The 22,723-nt window shown below is 67.5% G+C and carries 13 protein-coding genes; 10 read left to right on the forward strand and 3 right to left on the reverse strand.

What is annotated here, in order from left to right; genetic code table 11:
• Window positions 1–5 precede the first annotated feature (5 nt).
• A complete protein-coding gene (locus F6Q13_RS02665; RefSeq protein WP_293051847.1) occupies window positions 6–827 on the reverse strand; it encodes a FadR/GntR family transcriptional regulator in 822 nt (273 codons plus the stop codon).
• A 161-nt stretch (window positions 828–988) separates the two neighbouring features.
• On the opposite strand from F6Q13_RS02665, the gene F6Q13_RS02670 reads away from it, so the two are divergent.
• Window positions 989–3,376, forward strand: coding sequence for a CoA transferase (locus tag F6Q13_RS02670; RefSeq protein ID WP_293051851.1), 2,388 nt, complete (start codon window positions 989–991; stop codon window positions 3,374–3,376).
• Window positions 3,377–3,422: 46 nt separating this feature from the next.
• Here F6Q13_RS02670 and F6Q13_RS02675 read toward each other — a convergent pair whose 3' ends face one another.
• Window positions 3,423–4,661 (reverse strand): cytochrome P450, encoded by a 1,239-nt coding sequence (locus F6Q13_RS02675; protein ID WP_293051854.1) that lies wholly within the window; start codon window positions 4,659–4,661, stop codon window positions 3,423–3,425.
• Window positions 4,662–4,813: 152 nt separating this feature from the next.
• Here F6Q13_RS02675 and F6Q13_RS02680 point away from each other — a divergent pair, with 152 nt between their 5' ends.
• The 5 genes from F6Q13_RS02680 to F6Q13_RS02700 are packed head-to-tail and all read left to right on the forward strand — an operon-like array spanning window position 4,814 to window position 8,871.
• Complete coding sequence (locus tag F6Q13_RS02680) at window positions 4,814–5,902, forward strand: aromatic ring-hydroxylating dioxygenase subunit alpha (RefSeq protein ID WP_293051960.1); 1,089 nt, start codon at window positions 4,814–4,816, stop codon at window positions 5,900–5,902.
• Window positions 5,902–7,470 carry an AMP-binding protein gene (locus tag F6Q13_RS02685; RefSeq protein ID WP_293051857.1) on the forward strand — a complete coding sequence of 523 codons (1,569 nt, stop codon included), beginning with the start codon at window positions 5,902–5,904 and terminating at the stop codon, window positions 7,468–7,470. The genes F6Q13_RS02680 and F6Q13_RS02685 overlap by 1 nt, the downstream gene beginning before the upstream one ends.
• Window positions 7,471–7,487: 17 nt before the next feature.
• Complete coding sequence (locus F6Q13_RS02690; protein WP_293051860.1) at window positions 7,488–7,901, forward strand: nuclear transport factor 2 family protein; 414 nt, start codon at window positions 7,488–7,490, stop codon at window positions 7,899–7,901.
• Window positions 7,901–8,428 carry a MaoC family dehydratase N-terminal domain-containing protein gene (locus tag F6Q13_RS02695; RefSeq protein WP_293051863.1) on the forward strand — a complete coding sequence of 176 codons (528 nt, stop codon included), beginning with the start codon at window positions 7,901–7,903 and terminating at the stop codon, window positions 8,426–8,428. Before F6Q13_RS02690 ends, F6Q13_RS02695 begins: the two co-directional genes overlap by 1 nt.
• Complete coding sequence (locus F6Q13_RS02700) at window positions 8,425–8,871, forward strand: MaoC/PaaZ C-terminal domain-containing protein (RefSeq protein ID WP_293051866.1); 447 nt, start codon at window positions 8,425–8,427, stop codon at window positions 8,869–8,871. The genes F6Q13_RS02695 and F6Q13_RS02700 overlap by 4 nt, the downstream gene beginning before the upstream one ends.
• On the opposite strand, the gene F6Q13_RS02705 is transcribed toward F6Q13_RS02700, so the two are convergent.
• Window positions 8,834–10,303: an aldehyde dehydrogenase gene (locus F6Q13_RS02705; RefSeq protein ID WP_293051869.1), complete on the reverse strand. Its 1,470-nt coding sequence runs from the start codon at window positions 10,301–10,303 to the stop codon at window positions 8,834–8,836. The two genes, F6Q13_RS02700 and F6Q13_RS02705, sit on opposite strands and share 38 nt — an antisense overlap.
• 117 nt (window positions 10,304–10,420) lie before the next feature.
• Here F6Q13_RS02705 and F6Q13_RS02710 point away from each other — a divergent pair, with 117 nt between their 5' ends.
• The 4 genes from F6Q13_RS02710 to F6Q13_RS02725 all read left to right on the forward strand — a co-directional run bounded on the left by F6Q13_RS02710 (window position 10,421) and on the right by F6Q13_RS02725 (window position 22,657).
• Window positions 10,421–11,581: a lipocalin-like domain-containing protein gene (locus F6Q13_RS02710; protein WP_293051872.1), complete on the forward strand. Its 1,161-nt coding sequence runs from the start codon at window positions 10,421–10,423 to the stop codon at window positions 11,579–11,581.
• 230 nt (window positions 11,582–11,811) lie between these two features.
• Window positions 11,812–12,534, forward strand: coding sequence for a DUF1906 domain-containing protein (locus F6Q13_RS02715; RefSeq protein ID WP_293051875.1), 723 nt, complete (start codon window positions 11,812–11,814; stop codon window positions 12,532–12,534).
• A 488-nt stretch (window positions 12,535–13,022) separates the two neighbouring features.
• Window positions 13,023–22,268, forward strand: coding sequence for a type I polyketide synthase (locus tag F6Q13_RS02720; protein WP_293051878.1), 9,246 nt, complete (start codon window positions 13,023–13,025; stop codon window positions 22,266–22,268).
• A complete protein-coding gene (locus F6Q13_RS02725; RefSeq protein ID WP_293051881.1) occupies window positions 22,265–22,657 on the forward strand; it encodes a holo-ACP synthase in 393 nt (130 codons plus the stop codon). Before F6Q13_RS02720 ends, F6Q13_RS02725 begins: the two co-directional genes overlap by 4 nt.
• The last annotated feature ends 66 nt before the right edge of the window (window positions 22,658–22,723 follow it).

Below are 22,723 nucleotides of genomic sequence, written 5' to 3' on the forward strand. Positions count from 1 at the left end.
TTGCCTCAGAGATGACGGGTTTCCCGCGGACGGGCCAGCGCCTGGGGTGACAGCGCATAGATGCGTTGATCGTTGCGACCCGATAACACGTAGGTCTGGGTGTCGGCGATATGCCGGGCGGCGATGCGACGAGCCCGTTCGACGTCTCCGGCTTCGATCGACTCGGTCAGTTTGACGTGCGTGTTGAGCACAGCGCGGCGCTTGGCCAGTGCCGGATAGGTGCCCCGCGCAGTGCTCTCGTCGGCCCACTGCTGCTCGTGGCCGCTCCACAGCGTCTCCAGGCTGCCGACCACCGCGATCATGGTGTGGTTGCCGCAGCCCCGCACCAGCAGCTTGTGGAACTGCCGGCCGATTTCGGTGAACTGCCCGCCGTCGTCGAGGTGGACGGCCATCGCGTCGTTGATCCGGTTGAGCTCGGCGACCAAGGTGTTCACCCGGTCGGGCCGTTGGGCGGCCAGCGCGGTGCAGACCGGTTCGAGCTCGCGCAGCGCCGCCCCCAGATCGGCGAGACCGACGTTCTCGCTCTGCAGCAGCAGACCCAGCATATAAGCGGTACTGGTCTTGGCCGGCGCGTGCACCACCGCACCGCCGCGGTTGCCGCGCCGCACCGACACCAGGCCCTCGGTCTCCAGGATTCGCAGCGCCTCCCGCAGCGAGACCAGGCTGACATTGAACCGCTCGACGAGCACTTCCTGGCGCGGCAGCAGATCACCGTCGGCCAATTCGCCGTCGATGATCTGGCGGCGTAATTCGTCGGCTACGATCTCGGCGATTCTCGGCGCCGCCAAGCGACGCCGAGCCTGCGGGCCAATTCCCAACGCAGCCATAAAATCCTCGCAACGAAACGACCAAACAGAGCGCACGGCTGCTGACCCCGCGAACTCCATTGACTGCAATCTTAGCAGTAATGGCACAATAGCCGGATTGTTCGAAGCCACTCGGACTGCCGCAGTCGACCCAGGATGCGCCGGAGACCGGATGGAGGCAGGTGAGCGAAAGCCCCGACACCAAGCCGACGCCGCTGCACGATGTGCGAGTCGTCGAGATCAGTGACCGGATAGCCGGCAGCTACTGCGGAAAGCTCTTGGCCGACGCCGGCGCCTCGGTGCGTAAAATCGAGCTGGCGCAAGGAGATCCGATTCGGCGATTCACCGCCAGCCGTTCTCCCCTACCGAACGGCGCGGATGCGCCGCTGTTCAGCTATCTCAACGCCGGCAAGCGCAGCGTCAGGCTCGGGGGGGAATCCGGACGACTGCCTGCCGAGCTGGCCGGCGCCGACGTGGTGGTGCTGACGGCCAGCCGGTCACGGGCGAGCGAGCTGGGTATCGACCCGCCGAGTTTGCTGGCCGGGCGTCCCCAGGCCATTGTGGTCACCATCTCCGATTTCGGGTGGAGCGGTCCGTACGCCGAGCGCGCCGCCAGCGAGTTCACCCTGCAGGCCTGGGCGGGCTCGACAGGCTTCCGCGGGGATCCGGCCGGCCCGCCGATCGCGATCGGCGGTGACCTGGGCGAGTACCTGGGCGGGGCGTTCGCCGCGTTCGGTGCGCTGGCGATGCGCCGTCGAGTCCGGCAGGGCGGACCCGGCGAGCATCTCGACCTGTCGATGCTGGAAGCGATGACGCTGATGCAGAGCGGCGAGTGGTTGCACTCGCAGCTGCTGCGGGTGCCGCCGGTCACCCGGACCGTCGAGGTGCCCTCGATCGAACCCGCCAAGGACGGATACGTCGGGATCACGATGGTCACCGGACAGCAGTGGCGCGACTTCGCCGCGATGGTGGACTGCCCGGAGCTGACCGAGAATCCGCAGCTGCAGTTTCAGATCGGTCGATGGCAGTACCGCGATTTCATCCGCGAGCGGATCGGCCCGTGGCTGGCCCAGCGCACTGTGGAGGAGATCGTCGAACTCGGGCAGCTGTTCCGGCTGCCGATCGCCGCGTTGGGCAACGGCGCGACGATTCGCGGCATGGCTCACCTGGCCGAGCGGGGCGTGTTCGTGGCCAACCCGGCCGGTTTCCACCAGCCCCGCACTCCCTGGCTGATGTCGCGCTGCCGACCCGCTGGCGTGGGCGGTGCGCCGAAGTTGGGCGAGGCCAACGACGAATCACCTTGGCCACCAAGGGAAACCGGCTCGCTGCGGACTAATCGCCGATTGCCGCTAGACGGTGTCCGCGTCGTCGATCTGACCGCGTTTTGGGCCGGGCCGGCTGCGACGCACCTCATGGCCGCGTTCGGCGCCGACGTCGTCAAGGTGGAGTCGATCCAGCGCCCGGACGGCATCCGCTACTCCGGCGGGATGCGCACCGACGTCGAGGACTGGTGGGAATACGGCTGGGTGTTCCACGCCGTGAACACCAACAAGCGTTCGGTGACCCTGGACCTGGGGTCCGACGAGGGTCGACGGCTGTTCATCTCACTGGTGCGGGGTGCCGACGTGGTGATCGAGAACTTCTCGCCGCGGGTGATGGATCACTTCGGTCTGACCGCCGATGTCCTGCTGACGGTCAATCCGCGGCTGGTCGTTACCCGCATGCCGGCGTTCGGGCTGGACGGCCCGTGGCGCGACCGGGTCGGTTTCGCGCCCACCATGGAACAGATCGCCGGCCTGGCCTGGGTGACCGGGACGCCGGAGGGACCGCCCGTCACCCCGCGAGGCGCCTGCGATCCGCTGGCCGGGATCCACGCGGCTTTCGCCGTGCTGGCGGCGCTGGAATACGCCGAGCGCACCGGCAACGGCCAACTCGTCGAGTTGCCGATGATCGAAACCGTGCTGAACGCCACCGCGATCCAGCCGATCGAAGCCGAGGTGTTCGGGGTGACGCTGAGTCGGCAGGGCAACCGCGGGCATGGCTGGGCGATCCAGAACCTCTACCGCTGCGCCGGGGACGACGACTGGATCGCGGTCACCATCGGTACCGACGAGCAGTGGCAGGCGCTGGTCGGGCTGATGGGACATCCGCCGTGGTGCGACGACCCGAGTCTGACGACCGTCGTCGGCCGGCGGACCCGTGGCGACGACATCGACCGTCGACTGGCCGCGTGGCTGGCCCCCCTGGAGCTCGGTTCAGCGGTGGAACGTCTCGCCGCTGCCGGCATTCCCGCTGCTCCGGTGGTTTCGCCGTCGTTGGTGACCGAGAACCCGCAGCTGTTAGCGCGCGGGTTCTTCGAGTCGCTCGACCATCCGCGCACCGGCACCGGCTGGTATCCGCGCCCGCCGTTCGCCCCGCTGGCCGGGCAGTCACGGTGGTTGCTGCGCGCCCCGCCGACGCTGGGCGAACACAATGCCGAAGTATTGCGCGAGCGGTGCGGACTCACCGACGCAGACCTCGCGCGGTTGACGGCCGCCGAAGTGATCGGTACACGTCCGAAGGGACTGTAGCCGGGCGACCATGCAGCTCGCAGCCTCTGTCGGGCCGCCCGGGTGATCAGCGGGGACGCAGCGACATGGGCATCTCGTCGTAGATCGACATGTTGGTACCCAAATTGGCGTGCGTCACGGTCGCCGGGCCCAGCTCGATGGCCTCGCAGCGCAACAGCAATTCGTCGAACACCGCTCGCAACTCGGCGCGGGCCAGCATGGCGCCCAGGCAGTGGTGTGGTCCGCCACCGCCGAACGCGACATGGGGATTGGGCGCACGGGCGATGTCGAAGCGCAACGGGTCGTCGAAAATTTCCTCGTCGCGGTTGGCCGAGCGCAGCATCGACACGATGCGCTCACCTTTGCCGATGTGCTGACCGTCAATCTCGATGTCCACCTTGGTGGTGCGCGTCCAGTACGTTACCGGCGTCACCCAGCGCAACACCTCCTCGACGGCCCCCGGCCGCACCGTCTCGTCGTCGCGGTACCGCTCGATTTGCTCGGGGTTGGCGACGAACGCCGGCAGGCCGCCGGCCAGAGCGTTTTTGGTGGTGTCGCTGCCGGCGAAGGCCAGCACGAAAAAGAAGATCTCCAGCTCGTTGGCGGGCAGCCGGAACTGCTCGCCGTCTTCTCCGGTGATCACCGCCGAGGCCAGCGTGCTCCAGATGTCGTCGGCGGGATGGCGTCGTTTCTCGGCGGTGAGCTCGAGCGCGTAGCCGAAGATCGTGGCGTAGAGCTCGCGCTCCTGCTGCTCGGTCAGGCGGGCCTGCGGCGATCGTGCGGTCAGGATGCGGTCGAATACGGCGAAGATTCGCGGCCGGTCAGCGGCGGGCATGCCGATGATGTCGCCGATCACCGTCATCGGCAGCGCATCGGCGACGTCGGCGATCCAGTCACCGCCGCCGCGGGCCAGCAGGTTGTCGATCAGCTGGGCGGCTCGTTCCCGGATGCCGTCTTCGAGCGTCGCGATCGCCCGCGGCGTGAACGCGCTGGAGATGAGTTTGCGGCGCTTGTTGAGTTCGGGCTCGTCCATGTTGACGATGGTGGGGTAGGACGAGAAGGTGCCCGTGGGCTGGATCAGCGGACCGTCTTTCGCGGTGAACGAGTCGGCGTCGCGGTGGATGCGCACGGAATGGCGGTGCTTGGTGGTCATCCAGAAGCCGCACTGGGCCCCGATCTTGGCAAGACCGGGGGTGAGATCATGGCGGAACAGCGGCCGGTTGCGTCGCAGATCGGCAAACAGTTCATCTGGAAAACCGTTGCGCCACAGCCCGAAATCCGACAGATCCAGGTCGGCTGTGGACATCCCCAACCTCCGCCGAAGTCCGCTGGCCGCACCCTGCAACCGGGCGTTGACGTGCAATGCTTAAAATAGTAACAATAGACGGGAGTTTTCCAGGCGCCCGAGGCTGCGCGGGGAACGGAGAGGCAGTGACTTACACGGTTTCGGACTCCACCATGGATCCCTCGGAAGCTGAATTCGGACCCAGTGGTATCGGGCTGTCGCCGTACCGCTTCCCGACCGGCTGGTTCATCGTCGGTTTCGCCTCCGAACTGGCCGCCGGCGAGGTCAAACGCGTGCACTACTTCGGCGAGGAACTGGTGGTGTTCCGCACCGAATCCGGCCGGGTACACGTACTGGATGCCTACTGCCAGCATCTGGGCGCCAATCTCGGTGTCGGCGGCACCGTCGAGAAAGAGAACATCGTCTGCCCGTGGCACGGCTGGCAGTGGCGCGGCGACGGCACGAATGCGCTGATCCCCTACAGCAAGATCGGCTGCAAGCACAATGTGCGCATCCGCACCTATCCGTGCACCGAGTGGTACGGCTTCATCCTGGTCTGGCACGAACGCCACGGGCGCCCGCCCTACTGGCAGCCGCCGGTGCTGGCCGAACTGGAAACCGACGAATACTACCCGCTGCACCCGCACAGCAGGATGCTCAACCGGGTGAAGGTGCACGCCCAGATGATCATCGAAAACGCGGCCGACCCGTATCACGTGCAATACGTGCACAAGGCGGCCAACCCCGCGACCACGGCGTCGTTCGAGGTGTCCGGCTACCACCTGCACGCCACGGTCAACGCTCATTTCGGCGGCGGTCGTGCCCAGACCTGGCTGACGCCCAACGGGCCGGTGGACGCCAAGATCATCTACGACAACTACTCGTTGGGGATCGGTGTCGTCCGTTTTCCCAGTGAGCTGGTCGCTACCATTCAGGTCACCGGACAGACTCCGGTCGACGAGGACTACACCGACTACTTCTACACCCAAGCTTCGGTGCGCGAGCCCGGCGACACCGGTGATGAGCCGACCGGGCGGGCCGCGCGATTTCTGGCGCTGCAACGCGAAGTCATCAAACAGGACTTCTTCACCTGGGAGAACATGAAATATCTCGAGAAGCCCAACCTGGCGCCCGAAGAGGCCCGTGACTACGCTGCGCTGCGGCGCTGGGCTCATCGGTTCTACCCGGGTGAGCAGCCATCACCGGACGACTTCGGATACACCCCCGACGGTCAGCCGGACCCGGCCGCTGCGCACGCCTGATGGCGTTTGAGCCCGCTGATTTCGGTGTTGAGCAATTCAGCGTTGCAGCGGTGCTCGATCGTCGTGCCGAGCAGTTTCCCGATCGGGTGATGATGTCGATCGCCGGTGATGCGGTGACCTTCGAACAGATGCGACGGCGGTCGGGTGCGGCGGCGAGCGCCCTGCGAGGAATGGGGCTGGGTCGCGGAGACTGCGTCGCGCTGTTCACCGCGACCTGCCCGGAATGGATCTATTTCTGGCTGGGCGCGGCACGGATAGGGGTAGTTACCGCGGCGGTGAACGCTGCCAACAAAGGTGAGTTTCTGCTGCATGCGCTGCGGTTGGCGCGGGCGAAAGCGATCCTCACCGATAGCGATCGGCGGGTGCGCGTCGCGGAGGTGGCCGATCGGTTGCCGATGCTCCGTGACGTGTTGGTTGTGGGCGAGGCGCTCGATGCCATGCTGGCCCGTTGCTCGGCGGATGCGGTACCGGACACCCCCGGAGAAGCCGCGGCCACAGGATCGCTCTTTTTCACCTCCGGCACCACCGGCGTATCGAAAGCGGTTGCCACCAGCTGGCATTACCTGTTCAACGTGGCCGCCACCGTCGCAGCGGCGTGGAAATTCGGTCGGGGCGAAGTGTTGTGGACCGCGATGCCGTTGTTTCATCTCAGCGCGGCACCATCTGTGCTGGCACCGATGCTGGTCGGTGCAACCACCGTGCTGGCGAAGGCTTTTCATCCAGATAGCGTGTGGGATGACGTGCGCGCCTGCGGCGCGACAGGTTTCGCCGGGGCCGGTGCGATGGTTTCCATGCTGTGGAATCAGCCGCCGGACCCTCGTGATGCACAGTTACCGCTGCGGTTCATCTCCGCGGCACCGATCGACGCCGCCCGCTACCGAGCCATCGAAAAGCGTTACGGTTGCAGGATCGTCACGATGTACGGTATGACCGAGGCATTTCCGATCACAGTGAAAGCCTTCGATGATGAGGGAATGCCGGGCACGTCGGGCCGACCCAATGAGAATTTCCAGGTGCGCATCCTTGACGCCAAAGGCGATCCGGTGCCGACTGGAACGGTCGGCGAAATCGTTTGCCGAGCGCGCTTTCCGCACGTGATGAGCGAAGGCTACGTCGGCGAAGACGGTGTGGTCGAACCGCACCCGGAGTGGTTCCGTACCGGTGACCTCGGCATGTTTGATGACGAGCAGAATCTCACTTACGTCGACCGGCTGAAGGATTCGTTGCGTAGACGGGGCGAGAACATCTCTTCAGTAGAACTGGAAACAGCGGTCATGGCGCATCCCGCGGTAGCCGAGGCAGCAGCGATCGGCGTGCCCAGCGAGCTGGGCGAGGACGACATCTTGCTGGTAGTGGCATTGCGGCCGCAGTCCACGCTCGATTACCCGGAACTACTGGATTTCTGCGCCGAACGTCTCCCGTACTTCTACGTGCCACGCTATGTCGAGATCGTGAACGAACTCCCGAAAAACATTATCGGGAGGGTGCGTAAAGACATTCTTCGCGCCCGAGGTATCAGGCCCGGTGTCTGGGACCGGGAAAGCCACGGATATATCGTCAGACGGTGACCTAGGGAGAAATCACGATGACCATGACCTATCAGCAGCAGTATGTGCTCGACGGTGTGGCGGGGCGCAACGCCATCCTGGATCTGACTGCACGACACAACCGGTGCTGGTCTGACGGTGACCGCGACGGCTGGATCGCAACATTTCGTCACTCCGGGGCGCGTTTCACACGCGACGGCGAGGAGTTCAGCGACCTGCGCGCCGCGTTCAACGGCGGCAACCGACAACGGCTGGTCAGCGTCGACCACGAAATCAGCGTCGACGGCATCAACGCCACCCAGCGCTGCGTCGCGTTGCTTTTCACCCTGGGCGATGACGGTGCCACGCTGAAAGCCACCGGAACGTATCACGATGGGCTGATTTACGAACGCGGTGGATGGTACTTCGCGTCCCGGACCCTGCAATGGGATTCGGTGACAGTCTGGGTGTGATGGCCGGCAGGAACGAACTAGCCTTCGGCAGCTATGCGGACGCGCTGCGGATGGTCGGCATAACCAGCGAACCGCGCACGGCGGGCACTGTAGTCAGCGCGGCACGTATCCAGCTTTTCGCCGCCTTGGTCCACGACGGCAATGCGTCCTACTGGGACGCCGATTTCGCAGCGCGGACCTGGGGTGGGCTGTTGGCTCCGCCGGCTCTGTTGATGGGCTGGTTGATACCGCCGCCGTGGCTGCCGGGTGGGGAGCCGCGGGTCGCATCGATCGCGCTGCGAGTGCCGTTGCCGGGCACGACGTTTATCAATGCGGTGAACGACGCGGAATTTCTGTTGCCCATCGTCGAGGGCGACCGGCTGACGGTGGTCGAAGAGGTGGTGTCGGTGTCGCCGGAGAAGCGGACTCGCCTCGGGGTCGGGCACTTCGTCGAGACACTCGAGACGTTCAGTCGCCAGGATGGGGCGGTGGTGGCCCGTAACCGGAACACGTTGTTTCGCTTCACCCCGCAGGAGCGGCGCCGATGACCATCCACTGGGATCGGGTTGACGTTCCCCTCGAGCTGCCCGAGGTGATCGACGAGATCGACTACCAACGGGTGGTGATGAATTCCGGGGCAACCTGGGATTACTTTCCCGGCCACTTCGACCCCGACTTTGCCCGCCGTCAGGGCCACCCGACGATCTTCGTCAACACGATGCACCTGGCCGGCTTTGCCGACCGGGTCGCGACCGGCTGGGCCGGGCCGACCAGCCGGGTAGTGCGCCGCAAAATGACGCTGGCGGGATCGGTGTATGCCGGCGACACCATGGTGGGTCGCGGACGCGTGATCGCCAAGCGCTGCGACACCGCCGTCGACCCGCCGCGCTACCTGCTCGACTTGCACATCGAGGTCAGAAATCAGCGCGGCGAACTTTGCTGCCCGGTCGAACTCACGTTGCAGATAGCGGCGGGAGAGCGCCGCTGCTGACCACCGACTGCAGCTCCACATATTCGGCCAGGCCCTCGGGACCGAACTCGCGGCCGATGCCGGATTGTTTGAAACCGCCGAAGGGGCTGGTGAGATCAAGGGTGTACATGTTGATGCCGTAGGTGCCGGTGCGCACGCCGGCGGCGATCTCGAGGCCATGGGCGACGTCGGCGGTCCACACCGATCCGGCCAGCCCGTAATCGCTGTCGTTGGCGATGCGGACCGCGTCGTCCTCATCGCGGTAGGTCAGCACGGTCAGCACCGGCCCGAATATCTCCTCGCGGGCAATGCGCATGTCGTTGTGGGCGTCGACGAACAGAGTTGGCCGAACGTACCAGCCGCGATCGGACGGCGGATCCTCGCCGCCGAGCACCATGCGTGCGCCCTCGTGCAAACCGGAGCGAATGTAGTCCTGCACCCGGTGTTGTTGACGTCGGGCCACCAGGGGTCCGATGTCGGTTGCCTCGTCGGCGGGGTCGCCCACCTGCAGGCTCCCCATCATCTCAGCCAACGCGTCGACCACTTCGTCGCGGCGCCGTTCGCTGACCAGGATGCGGGTCTGGGCGACGCAGGCCTGGCCGTTGTTCATCAGGCTGGCGGTTTTCAGGCCGGCGACCGTTTCGTCGATGTCGGCGTCGTCCAAGATGATCGCTGCCGACTTGCCGCCCAGCTCAAGGCTCACCCGCTTGAGCTGTTCACCGCAGAGGGCAGCGATCCGCCGGCCGACGGCGCTGGAACCGGTAAAGGCGATCTTGTCCACGCCAGGATGCCGCACCAGGGCCTCACCGACGTCCGCTCCACCGGGCAGTACTGAGACAACCCCGTCCGGCAGGCCGACCTGCTCGATCATTTCGGCCAACCACAATGCATCCAGCGGCGTTTCGGGAGCTGGTTTGACGATCACCGCACACCCCGCGATCAGGGCGGGAATCAGCTTGGGCATGATCAGGAATTGCGGGACGTTCCACGGCACGATAGCGCCCACCACGCCGACCGGAGCCCGACGCAGGTGTACCTCGCCCAGTAATCCCTGGCGACGCTCGACCCAGGCGAAATCGCGGGCGGTTGCCAGCGTCAGGTGCATCATCGACGCCGCGCCCGCAGCCTGGCCCAGCCTGCTGAAGCTGCGTGGCGAACCCATCTCGGCGGTGATCAAATCGGCCATGTCGTCGAGGTGGCCGGCATAGATCGCAGCCAGCTCTTCGACCTTGTGCATGCGCTCGCGAGGGTCAAGCCGCGGCCAGGGACCGTCGTCAAATGCTCGCCTGGCGGCCGCGACCGCCTTGTCGACGTCTGCCGGGCCGGCTGCCGGCGCGGAGCCGATCGGCTCTTCCGAATGTGGTGAGATGACCGTTATCGGTTCTCGGATTGAGGGTTTGCACCACTGACCGCCGATGAAAAGCTCTTGGTATGACCGATGTTCGAGCATCATTGCACCACCCTGGAAAAGCCGACCGGCTATTGCTGCTAACATAGCAAAAAAGCATGCGAGTCGCGGTAATGGCATCCGCAGCGGGTCACCGCCCGACCACCGAACCTAAGGCGTGAGGTGAACGACCACTGGCGCCGCTATCCGTTTCGCCTGACGCCCCACGACGGGGCGCTGGATTTCCCCGCTGCCGAGGGGGCCCACTCGGACTACGAGTCCGACACCTGGTTCATCTCCGGCGAGCTGACCGGCGAATCGGGCCGCTCGTTTGCCTTCCTGACGATCTTCAACAAGAACCGCCCCGGCGGATCAGTGGTCGCCGACTTTTACACGCTGGCACTCTTCGATTGCGGCACAGGAAGATACGGTACCTACACCGACTACGATATGCCGCCGGCCAATCTTGGCGCAACGACTCCGAAACTCACGGCCGCCGCGGGACACCTCGATATTCGATACACCAGTAGTGCCGGCGCCGCGGCGTGGACCACCTGCCGCGACGATGACGGCCACCTGCAGCCCTACAGCTACCGCGTCAACCTTGTCGGGCAGGACCAGGCCGGTCGGCCGATGGGACTGGATCTTGCCGTCACACCGAGCCGCCCGCCGGTGCCGCTCGGCGCGTCGAGATATCACGGTAGGGTGGCCTGCTTCGGCCAGGAGGGCACCTACTCGTACTTCCAGACCGGCGTGGCGATGCGCGGGACACTGAACTGGGGTGACACGCACGAGCCCGTCAGCGGCGAGGCCGGCCATATCGATCGGCAGTGGTTTCCCAAGTATGCCGGCGGTGGGGGAACCGGGGGAGACCCGCGAGCCCGCTCGCACGAATGGCGCACGATCAGCCTGGACAACGGCATCGACCTGAGTATCTGGCGGCAGTTCGACCGCACAGCAGCCAATGCGTTACAGCCGTTTTCGGGCATCACGGTCAGTTATCCGGATCCGGCTGACGCACCGGACTGCGTCGAGGACGTCGAGGTCGTCATCGACAGCTACGTGCGGTGGCCGGAGTCGGTCCGCCCGTTGGTGCCGCCGGTGGCCGCCGAGCGTTTCATGCCGGACCGCCACCGGATCACATGTGCCACATTGCAACTCGATCTCGCCGGCGAACCGCTCGTCGCTGCGCCGGCGCATGCCCTGCCGATCGAATACATGTCGGGGCCGTTTCGGTATCGGGGCACGTTTCACGGAAAACCGGTGAGCGGCTTTGGCTTTTACGAGCGCTCGCTGGCGTTGTACCGGGATTGGGAACTGATCGACGTCCGGCTGACCGACTGAGGCCGGCTGGTTGGCCAGGCCGGTACCCGCCGAGTGTGCGTCCAGGGCGCCGATACGCCGCTTGGATTCAGACGGTCGCCGCCCTCAGTTCACAACCGAAACCCCGGTGCGCTGCAGGGGGACACCGGCCCGCTGCTGGCGGTCGCGCAGACCTGGCCGTGCCCAGTGATACAGGTGTGACGAGTGCAAGTTCCTGTGGTCGTTGATACGCTTGCCGTATTCTGTGGCATATGCCAGTGACCCGTCGTGACGTGCTCAAGGGCGCGATGGCGATGCCTGTGTTGCTCGGTCTTAGTGCCACGGCGTCGGTGCTGCGCGCCGCGGCCGCCTCGGCGGGTCCGCTGGGCATCCTGCTGGACTACGCGGCCGGGGTGATCCCGGCCAGCGAGATCAAGGCAGCAGGTGCCGTCGGCGCCGTTCGTTACGTCTCGGATCGCCGGCCGGGCGGCGCCTGGATGCTCGGCAAGCCGATCCAGCTATCCGAGGCGCGGGACCTCGCGTCCAACGGCCTCAAGATCGTCTCGTGCTATCAGTACGGCAAGCAGGACACCGCCGATTGGCTCGGTGGCGAAAAGGCCGGCATCGCCCACGCCAAGCGGGGGTGGCAACTGCACACCGCCGCGGGTGGCCCGGCCAGCGCCCCGATCTACGCCTCCATCGACGACAACCCGTCCTATGAGCAGTACAAAGAGCAGGTGGCGCCGTATCTGCGGGGTTGGGAGGCGGTGCTCGGGCACCAGCGAGTCGGTGTCTATGCCAACTCCAAGACCATCGACTGGGCGTTGCAGGATGGTCTGGGCTCCTACTTCTGGCAGCACAACTGGGGCTCGCCGCACGGATACAGCCATCCCGCCGCGAACCTGCACCAGGTTGAGATCGACAAGCGCCGCGTCGGCGGCGTCGGCGTCGACATCAACAACATCCTCAAGCCGCAGTTCGGGCAATGGGCCTGACGCACCGATCCGTCGCCTGCAGCCGGTGAGCCGAACCGACCGACCTGACCCGCGGGTAGGGTTCCAGCAAACTTCGGGCGCTATTTCCGCACGGGGTCGGCCGTCCGGGCGGAGGCCCGCGTACTCACCACATTTTGTGCATAACGATTTGATAACAATATAGCTTTGATCTGCGCTGTTGTGCTACTCGAGCGTAACCACCTGCATCCAGCGGGTTTGTTTGGAGCGGTTCTGGGCACCGTCGGACCGGGTGTTATCCACAGCACACCTACCCGAGCGTAGAACTCGCCAGTAACCGATCGGCGCCGGGAAAGCCCCCGGTTCTTATGCCACTCTTAGTGGCAGTCGATGGCTGAACGTTAGGGTGGCGCGCCGAACCGGCGGGTGAGGGCAGGCGCCGGGCCGCGACCTGGAGGGCGACGCCGCCACGTTAGACCGATGAGCAGCACCATGAGCAGCACCGTGAGCAGAACGAGGAGACGGGCACCGTGACGATCGACGAGCACGACCGGAGTTCCCCGGCCCGGCAAGGCAAGGCGCCGCGCGACCGCGACGAGATCACTGCGGAGGCCACACCGGGCACCCACGCTCTAGTCGATCGCCTGGTCGCCGGCGAACCCTATGCCGTCGCGTTCGGGGGGCAGGGCAGTGCCTGGTTGGAGAACCTCGAAGAGTTGATGTCCTCGGCCGGCATCGAGTCCGAGTTGGCGACGTTGGTCGGCGAGGTCGATCTGCTGTTGGACCCGGTCGCCCGCGAGGTGGTGGTCGTGCGCCCGATCGGCTTCGAGCCGCTGCGCTGGGTGCGCGCCCTGGCTGCCGAGGATCCGATTCCGTCCGTCAAGCAGCTGACCTCGGCGGCGGTGTCGGTGCCCGGTGTGCTGCTCACCCAGATAGCGGCGATACGCGCGCTGACCCGACAGGGGTTGGATCTCGCCGCGAGCCCGCCGGTGGCGGTCGCCGGGCACTCCCAGGGCGTGCTCGGGGTCGAGTCGCTGAAAGCCGGGGGTACCCGGGACGTGGAGCTGCTGGCCCTGGCCCAGCTGATCGGGGCTGCCGGCACGCTGGTAGCCCGTCGTCGCGGCATCGCGATCCTGGGTGACCGCCCGCCGATGGTCTCGGTCGGCAATGCCGATCCCGCGCGGATCGAGCGGCTGCTGGCGGAGTTCGCCAGCGACGTCCGGACCGTGCTGCCGCCGGTGCTGTCCATCCGCAACGGCCGCCGTTCGGTCGTCATCACCGGCACACCCGAACAATTGTCGCGTTTCGAGCTCTACTGCAGGCAGATCTCGCAGAAAGAGGAAGCCGACCGTAAGAGGAAAATCCGCGGCGGTGAGGTTTTCGCGCCGGTTTTCGACCCGGTGCAGGTCGAGGTCGGTTTCCACACGCCGCGGCTGGGCGATGGCGTTGAGCTGGTCGCCGGGTGGGCCGAAAAACTCGATCTCGACGTCGAATTGGCCCGAGCCATGGCCGAAGCCATCCTCGTGCGGCCGGTCGACTGGGTGGACGAGATCGACGGCTTGCACGCGGCCGGCGCCCGATGGATTCTCGACCTGGGACCCGGCGACATCCTCACCCGGCTGACCGCGCCGGTGATCCGCGGTCTCGGCGTCGGGATCGTAGCTGCGGCGACCCGCGGCGGTCAGCGCAACCTCTTCACCGTCGGCGCCATTCCGGAAGTGGCCCGGGCCTGGTCGAGCTACGCCCCCGCGCTGATTCGCCTGCCCGACGGACGGGTCAAACTCTCGACGAAGTTCACCCGGCTGACCGGCCGCTCACCGATCCTGCTGGCCGGCATGACACCGACCACGGTCGACGCCAAGATCGTCGCTGCCGCCGCCAACGCCGGGCACTGGGCCGAATTAGCCGGCGGGGGACAGGTCACCGAGCCGATCTTCAATGACCGCATCGAGGAGCTCACCGGGTTGCTGGAGCCCGGGCGCACCTTCCAGTTCAACGCGCTGTTCCTCGACCCCTACCTGTGGAAGCTGCAGGTCGGTGGAAAACGCTTGGTGCAGAAGGCCCGTCAGTCCGGCGCACCGATCGACGGCCTGGTCGTCAGCGCGGGCATCCCCGAACTGGAGGAGGCCGTCGAGCTCATCGATGAGCTGAACGGAATCGGCATCAGTCACGTGGTGTTCAAGCCGGGCACCGTCGAGCAGATCCGGTCGGTGATCCGCATCGCCACCGAGGTGTCCACCAAACCGGTGATCGTGCACATCGAGGGCGGTCGCGCCGGCGGTCATCACTCCTGGGAAGACCTCGACGACCTGCTGCTGGCGACCTACTCGGAGCTACGCTCGCGGCCCAACATCACCGTGTGCGTCGGCGGGGGGATCGGCACACCGGAGCGGGCCGCCGACTACCTGACGGGGCGCTGGGCGCAGGCGCACGGCTTCCCGCCGATGCCGGTGGACGGCATCCTGGTCGGCACTGCGGCGATGGCCACCAAAGAAGCCACCACGTCGCCGTCGGTCAAGCGGATGCTGGTCCAGACCACCGGCACCGATCAGTGGATCAGCGCCGGCAAAGCCCAGGGCGGGATGGCGTCCAGTCGCAGCCAGCTCGGCGCGGACATCCACGAGATCGACAACGCCGCCTCACGCTGCGGCCGGCTGCTCGACGAGGTCGCCGGCGACGCCGAGGCCGTGGCCGCCCGCCGCGACGAAATCATCGCGGCGATGGCTGCCACCGCCAAGCCGTACTTCGGCGACGTCGGCGAGATGACATACCTGCGGTGGCTGCGCCGCTACGTGGAACTGGCCATCGGTGACGGCAACTCCACCGCCGACACCGCCGCCCCGGGCAGCCCGTGGCTGGCCGACACCTGGCGCGACCGCTTCCAGCAGATGCTGCAGCGGGCCGAGGCGCGGCTGCATCCGCAGGACTGCGGCCCGATCGAGACGCTGTTCGGCGACCAGTCGCTGCTGGAGCGGCCCGACGATGCCATCGCAGCGCTGCTGGAGCGTTACCCCGACGCCGACACCGTGCAGCTGCACCCGGCCGACGTCGCGTTCTTCCTCACGCTGTGCAAGACGCCGGGCAAGCCGGTCAACTTCGTGCCGGTCATCGACAAGGACGTGCGCCGCTGGTGGCGCAGCGACTCGCTGTGGCAGGCGCACGACGCCCGCTACGACGCCGACCAGGTCTGCATCATTCCCGGTATCGCCTCGGTGGCCGGCATCACCCGCGTCGACGAACCGGTCGGCGAGTTGCTGGACCGCTTCGAGCAGGCCACCATCGACGAGGTGGTCTCGGCCGGTCTGCCGCCGGTGTCGGTGACCGCGCGCCGGCAGGGCCGCACCGATGTGAGCGGTCCGCTCGCCGTCGTCCTCGACGCCCCCGACGTGCTGTGGGCCGGACGAGCGATCATCAACCCGGTCCATCGCATCGCCGATCCCGCCGACTGGCAGGTGCATGACGGGGGCGACAACACCCACGCCACCCACCTGTCCACCGGCGCCCGACTGCACTGCGACGGTGCGCAGGTGGTGCTGAGCGTGCCGATCTCGGGGACCTGGATCGACATCCGGTTCACGCTGCCCGCCGCCACGATGGACGGCGGGATTCCGCTGGTCAGCACCGAGGATGCCGTGGCCGCCATGCGGGCGGTGCTGGCCATCGCCGCGGGTGTGGACGGGCCGGATGCGTTGCCGGACATGCGCGGCGGGACGGCTACCGTGACCGTGGGCTGGGACCCCGAGCGGGTGGCCGACCACACCGGTGTCACCGCCACTTTCGGCGAACCGCTGGCGCCGAGCTTGCGCACAGTGCCCGACGCGCTGGTGGGCAGCTGCTGGCCGGCGGTGTTCGCGGCGATCGGCTCGGCCGTCACCGACACCGGCGTTCCGGTCGTCGAGGGCTTGCTGAGCCTGGTGCACCTCGACCACGCCGTGCATCTGGTCGGGCAGCTACCCACTGTCGGGGCGGCATTGACGGTGACCGCAACCGCGTCCACGGCCACCGACACCGAGATCGGCCGCGTAGTCCCCGTTTCGGTGACGGTGACCGATGCCGAGGGTGCGGTGCTGGCCACTTTGCAGGAGCGGTTCGCGATCCGCGGGCGCACCGGCGCTGCCGAGCTCACCGATCCGGTGCGCGCCGGCGGTGCGGTGTCCGACAACGCCACCGACACCCCGCGGCGCCGACGCCGCGACGTGACCCTGAGCGCCCCGGTCGACATGCGTCCGTTCGCGGTGGTCTCCGGTGACCACAACCCGATCCACACCGACCGGGCCGCCGCGCTGCTGGCCGGACTGGAATCGCCGATCGTGCACGGGATGTGGCTGTCTGCTGCCGCCCAGCACGTGGTGACGGCGACCGACGGTGCGGCGCGTCCGCCGGCCCGGCTGGTCGGTTGGACGGCGCGCTTTTTAGGCATGGTGCGCCCCGGCGACGTGGTCGACTTTCGGGTGGACCGGGTCGGGATCGACCAGGGCGCCGAGATCGTGGAGGTCGCCGCCCGCATCGGCTCGGACCTGGTGATGTCGGCGACGGCGCGACTGGCCGCGCCCAAGACGGTCTATGCGTTCCCCGGGCAGGGCATCCAGCACAAGGGGATGGGCATGGAGGTGCGGGCCCGCTCCAAGGCCGCCCGCAAAGTGTGGGACGACGCAGACAAGTTCACCCGAGAGATCCTGGGCTTCTCGGTGCTGCAAGTGGTGCGCGACAACCCGACCAGCATCATCGCCAGGGGCGTGCACTACCACCACCCCGAAGGGGTGTTGTACCTGACGCAGTTCACCCAAGTCGCCATGGCGACGGTGGCCGCAGCCCAGGTCGCCGAGATGCGCGAGCGGGGCGCGTTCGTCGAAGACGCGATCGCCTGCGGTCACTCCGTCGGCGAGTACACCGCGCTGGCGTGCGTGACCGGCTTCTACGAACTGGAGACCATGCTGGAAACGGTATTCCAGCGCGGGTCCAACATGCACGACATCGTGCCGCGCGACGAGCTCGGTCGCTCCAACTACCGGTTGGCCGCGATCCGCCCGTCGCAGATCGACCTCGACGACGCCGACGTGCCAGCGTTCGTCGCCGAAATCTCCCAACGCACCGGTGAGTTCCTCGAGATCGTCAACTACAACCTGCGCGGTTCGCAGTATGCGATCGCCGGCACGGTCCGTGGTCTGCAAGCACTGGAGGCCGAGGTCGAGCGGCGCCGGGAAATCACCGGCGGCAAGCGGTCCTTCATCCTGGTCCCGGGGATCGACGTCCCGTTCCACTCGCGCGTGCTGCGGGTCGGCGTGCCCGAATTCCGGCGTTCGCTGGACCGCATGCTGCCGCGCGGCAAGGATCCCGACCGGATCATCGGGCGCTACATCCCCAACCTGGTACCTCGGCCGTTCAGCCTGGACCGCGACTTCATCCAGGAGATCCGGGATCTGGTGCCCGCCGAGCCGCTGGATCCGATCCTGGCCGACTACGACACCTGGCGCCGCGAACGCCCCCGGGAGATGGCGCGCATCGTGTTCATCGAATTGTTGGCCTGGCAGTTCGCCAGTCCGGTGCGGTGGATCGAAACGCAGGACCTGCTGTTCACCGAGGAGGCCGCCGGCGGCCTGGGTGTGGAGCGGTTCGTCGAGATCGGGGTGAAGTCGGCGCCGACGGTCGCCGGGCTGGCCGCCAACACCCTCAAGCTGCCCGAATACGCGCACAGCACCGTGGAGGTGCTGAACGCCGAGCGCGACGCCGCGGTGTTGTTCGCCACCGACACCGACCCCGAGCCGGAACCGGCCGGTCACGAGGAGCCGGAATCGGTTGTGCCCGAGGCGGTCACGACTGAGGAGATTCCGGCGCCGGCGCCCGCTACCGCGCCGTCCGGAGGCCCCCGCCCCGACGACATCCCGTTCGACGCCGCCGACGCCACGCTGGCGTTGATCGCGTTGTCGGCCAAGATGCGCATCGACCAGATCGAGCCCCTGGACTCCATCGAGGCGATCACCGACGGGGCGTCGTCGCGCCGTAATCAGCTGCTGGTCGACCTGGGTTCGGAGCTGAACCTGGGCGCGATCGACGGCGCCGCCGAAACCGACCTGGCCGGGTTGCGGTCGCAGGTCACCAAGCTTGCCCGCACCTACCGGCCGTTCGGCCCGGTCCTTTCCGATGCGATCAACGACCAGCTGCGCACGGCTCTGGGCCCGGCGGGCAAACGGCCGGGCGTCATCGCCGAGCGGGTGAAGAAAACCTGGGAACTCGGCGACGGATGGGCCACCCACGTCATGGTCGAGGTCGCGTTGGGTACCCGGGAGGGCACCAGCGTGCGCGGCGGCGCGCTGGGCAACCTGCACGAGGGCGCGCTGGCCGACGCCGCCGCCGTCGACAAGGTGATCGACGCCGCGGTGGCCGCGGTGGCCGCGCGCCACGGCGTCTCGGTGACGTTGCCGTCGTCGGGTGCGGCCGGGGCGACCGTCGACGCGGCCGCGCTGGCCGAATTCACCGCTCAGATCACCGGCCGCGACGGCGTCCTTGCCTCGGCCGCCCGCCTGGTGCTGGACCAGCTGGGCCTCGACGATCCGGTTACCGTCTCGCCGTTGGCTACCGATACCCAACTGATCGACTTGGTTACGGCCGAACTCGGTGCGGACTGGCCGCGGCTGGTGGCGCCGGTGTTCGACGCCAAAAAGGCGGTCCTGTTCGACGACCGCTGGGCCAGCGCCCGTGAGGACCTGGTCAGATTGTGGCTGGCCGACGAGGACGAGATCGACGCCGACTGGGCGGCGCTGGCCGAACGGTTCGAAGGCGCCGGGCACGTGCTGGCCACGCAGGCTACCTGGTGGCAAGGCAGGGCGCTGGCCGCCGGACGACAGATCCACGCGTCGCTGTACGGGCGCATCGCCGCCGGTGCGGAGAACCCGGACCCGGGCCGCTACGACGACGAAGTCGCGGTCGTGACCGGCGCGTCGAAGGGTTCGATCGCCGCATCGGTGGTCGGGCGGCTGCTCGAGGGCGGTGCGACCGTGATCGCGACGACGTCCCGGCTCGACGACGAGCGGCTGGCGTTCTACCGTGCGCTCTACCGCGACCATGCCCGCTACGGCGCTGCGTTGTGGGTGGTGCCGGCCAACATGGCCTCCTACTCCGACATCGACGCACTGGCCGAATGGATCGGCAGCGAGCAGACCGAAAGCATCGGGCCGCAGTCGATTCACGTCAAGGACGCGCAGGCTCCGACACTGCTGTTCCCCTTTGCGGCGCCGCGGGTGACCGGCGACCTCTCGGAGGCCGGTTCGCGTGCCGAGATGGAGATGAAGGTACTGCTGTGGGCGGTGCAGCGGCTCATCGGAGGCCTGGCCAGGATCGGCGCCCGGCGCGACATCGCGTCGCGGCTGCACGTGGTGCTGCCGGGCTCGCCCAATCGCGGCATGTTCGGCGGCGACGGCGCCTACGGCGAGGCCAAGTCGGCGCTCGATGCCGTGGTGAACCGTTGGCACGCCGAATCGTCGTGGTCGGAGCGGGTCAGCCTGGCGCACGCGATGATCGGCTGGACGCGCGGCACCGGATTGATGGGTCACAACGACGCGATCGTCAGCGCCGTCGAGGATGCCGGCGTCCGGACGTATTCCACCGACGAAATGGCCGAGATGCTGCTCGGGGTCTGCGACGTGGAGTCCAAGGCGGCCGCCGCCGTGGCGCCGATCACGGTGGACTTGACCGGCGGGCTCGCCGATGCCGACCTGGATCTGGCCGAGCTGGCCGCCAAGGCCCGCGACCAGGCCGCGTCGGCGTCCGACGAGCAGACCGACAGCCCGCGAAGCGGCACCATCCCCGCGCTGCCCAGCCCGCCGCGCGGGTACCGGCCCGCGCCGCCGCCCCAGTGGGCAGACCTCGACGTCGACCCCGCCGACCTGGTGGTCATCGTCGGCGGTGCCGAACTGGGCCCCTACGGCTCGTCGCGGACCCGCTTCGAGATGGAGGTCGACAACGAACTGTCGGCTGCCGGCGTGCTGGAGCTGGCCTGGACGACGGGGCTGATCCGCTGGCACGACGACCCGCAGCCGGGTTGGTACGACAGCGCATCGGGTGACTTGGTCGACGAGTCCGAGCTTGTCGAGCGTTACCACGACGCCGTGGTGCAGCGGGTCGGGATCCGCGAGTGGGTCGATGACGGCTCGATCGCCCCCGATCACGCCTCCCCGCTGCTGGTCAGCGTTTTCCTGGACAAGGACTTCACGTTCGTGGTGTCCAGCGAGGCCGAGGCGCGGGCGTTCGTCGAGTTCGACCCGGAGCACACCGTGGTCCGGCCGGTGCCCGACTCCACCGACTGGCAGGTCACCCGCAAAGCGGGAACCGAAATCCGGGTTCCTCGCAAGAACAAGCTGTCCCGCCTGGTCGGGGGCCAAGTCCCGACCGGTTTCGACCCGACGGTCTGGGGTATCCCGCCGGACCTCGCCGGCTCGATTGACCGGCTGGCGGTGTGGAACATGGTCGCGACCGTCGACGCTTTCCTGTCCGCCGGGTTCACCCCGGCCGAGGTGATCCGTTACGTGCACCCGACGATGGTGGCCAACACCATGGGCACCGGCATGGGCGGCGCCTCCTCGATGCAGACCATGTACCACGGAAATCTGTTAGGCCGGAGCAAGCCCAACGATATTTTCCAGGAAGTCTTGCCGAACATCGTTGCCGCGCATGTGGTTCAGTCCTACATCGGCAGCTACGGCGCGATGATCCACCCGGTGGCCGCATGCGCGACCGCGGCGGTGTCGGTCGAAGAGGGTGTCGACAAGATCCGGCTGGGCAAGGCCGAGTTGGTGGTGGCCGGCGGGATAGACGATCTGACGCTGGAGGGCATCATCGGCTTCGGTGACATGGCCGCCACCGCCGACACCGCGATGATGCGCGCCAGGGGCATCAGCGACGCGAGGTTCTCCCGGCCCAACGACCGGCGCCGGCTGGGCTTCGTGGAAGCCCAGGGCGGCGGGACGATCCTGTTGGCCCGGGGCGACCTTGCGGTCACGATGGGACTACCGGTGCTGGCGGTGGTGGCCTTCGCGCAGTCGTTCGGCGACGGGGTGCACACCTCGATTCCGGCGCCCGGGCTGGGCGCGTTGGGAGCCGGCTGCGGCGGCAAGGATTCTCCGCTGGCGCGCTCGCTGGCCAGACTCGGCGTCGGCGCCGATGACATCGCGGTGATCTCCAAGCACGACACCTCGACGCTGGCCAACGACCCCAACGAGACCGAACTGCACGAGCGGCTCGCTGATGCGCTGGGCCGGTCACCCGGTGCGCCGTTGTTCGTCGTGTCGCAGAAGAGCCTGACCGGGCACGCCAAGGGCGGCGCAGCGGTCTTCCAGATCATGGGGATGTGCCAGATGCTGCGCGACGGGGTGATCCCGCCCAACCGCAGCCTGGACTGCGTCGACGACGAGTTGGCCGGCGCCGCGCATTTCGTGTGGGTCCGCGAGACGCTGCGGCTCGGCGGCAAGTTTCCGCTCAAGGCCGGGCTGGTTACGAGTCTCGGGTTCGGTCATGTGTCGGGTCTGATCGCGCTGGTGCATCCGCAGGCCTTCCTGGCCGCGCTGGATCCCGCGCAGCGGGTTGAGTACCAGCGGCGCGCCGATGCCCGGCTGTTGGCCGGTCAGCGCCGGCTGGTGTCGGCGATCGCCGGAGGCCCGCCGCTGTATGAGCGTCCCGCCGACCGGCGTTTCGACCACGAGATGCCGGAGAAGCCGCAGGAGGCGGCGATGCTGTTGGACGCCGCGGCGCGGCTCGGTGACCGTGACGTCTACCTGCGATGAGCATCGTCGGAGTGGGTATCGACCTGGTGTCCATTTCGGAGTTTGCTGACCAGGTCGACCGGCCCGGCACGGTGTTCGCGGAGACGTTCACGCCCGGTGAGCGACGTGACGCCTCGGACAAGAGTTCGTCGGCGGCCCGGCACTTGGCCGCCCGCTGGGCGGCGAAAGAAGCGGTGATCAAGGCGTGGTCGGGGTCGCGGTTCGCCCAGCGGCCGGTGCTGCCGGAGGGTATTCACCGCGACATCGAGGTGGTCACCGACATGTGGGGACGACCGCGGGTCCGGCTGGCCGGTGCCATCGCCCAGCACCTGAAGGACGTCACGATCCATGTGTCGCTGACCCATGAAGGCGATGTCGCCGCGGCGGTGGCCGTCCTGGAGCTGCCTTAACCGGCGCGCCGGCGCCGAGCGTGACGCCAGCGTCACCGCGGACGCCGAACGTGACGCCAGCGTCAC

The sequence above is a fragment of the Mycobacterium sp. genome, from assembly GCF_008709575.1.
In the GTDB taxonomy this organism is placed as follows: domain Bacteria; phylum Actinomycetota; class Actinomycetes; order Mycobacteriales; family Mycobacteriaceae; genus Mycobacterium.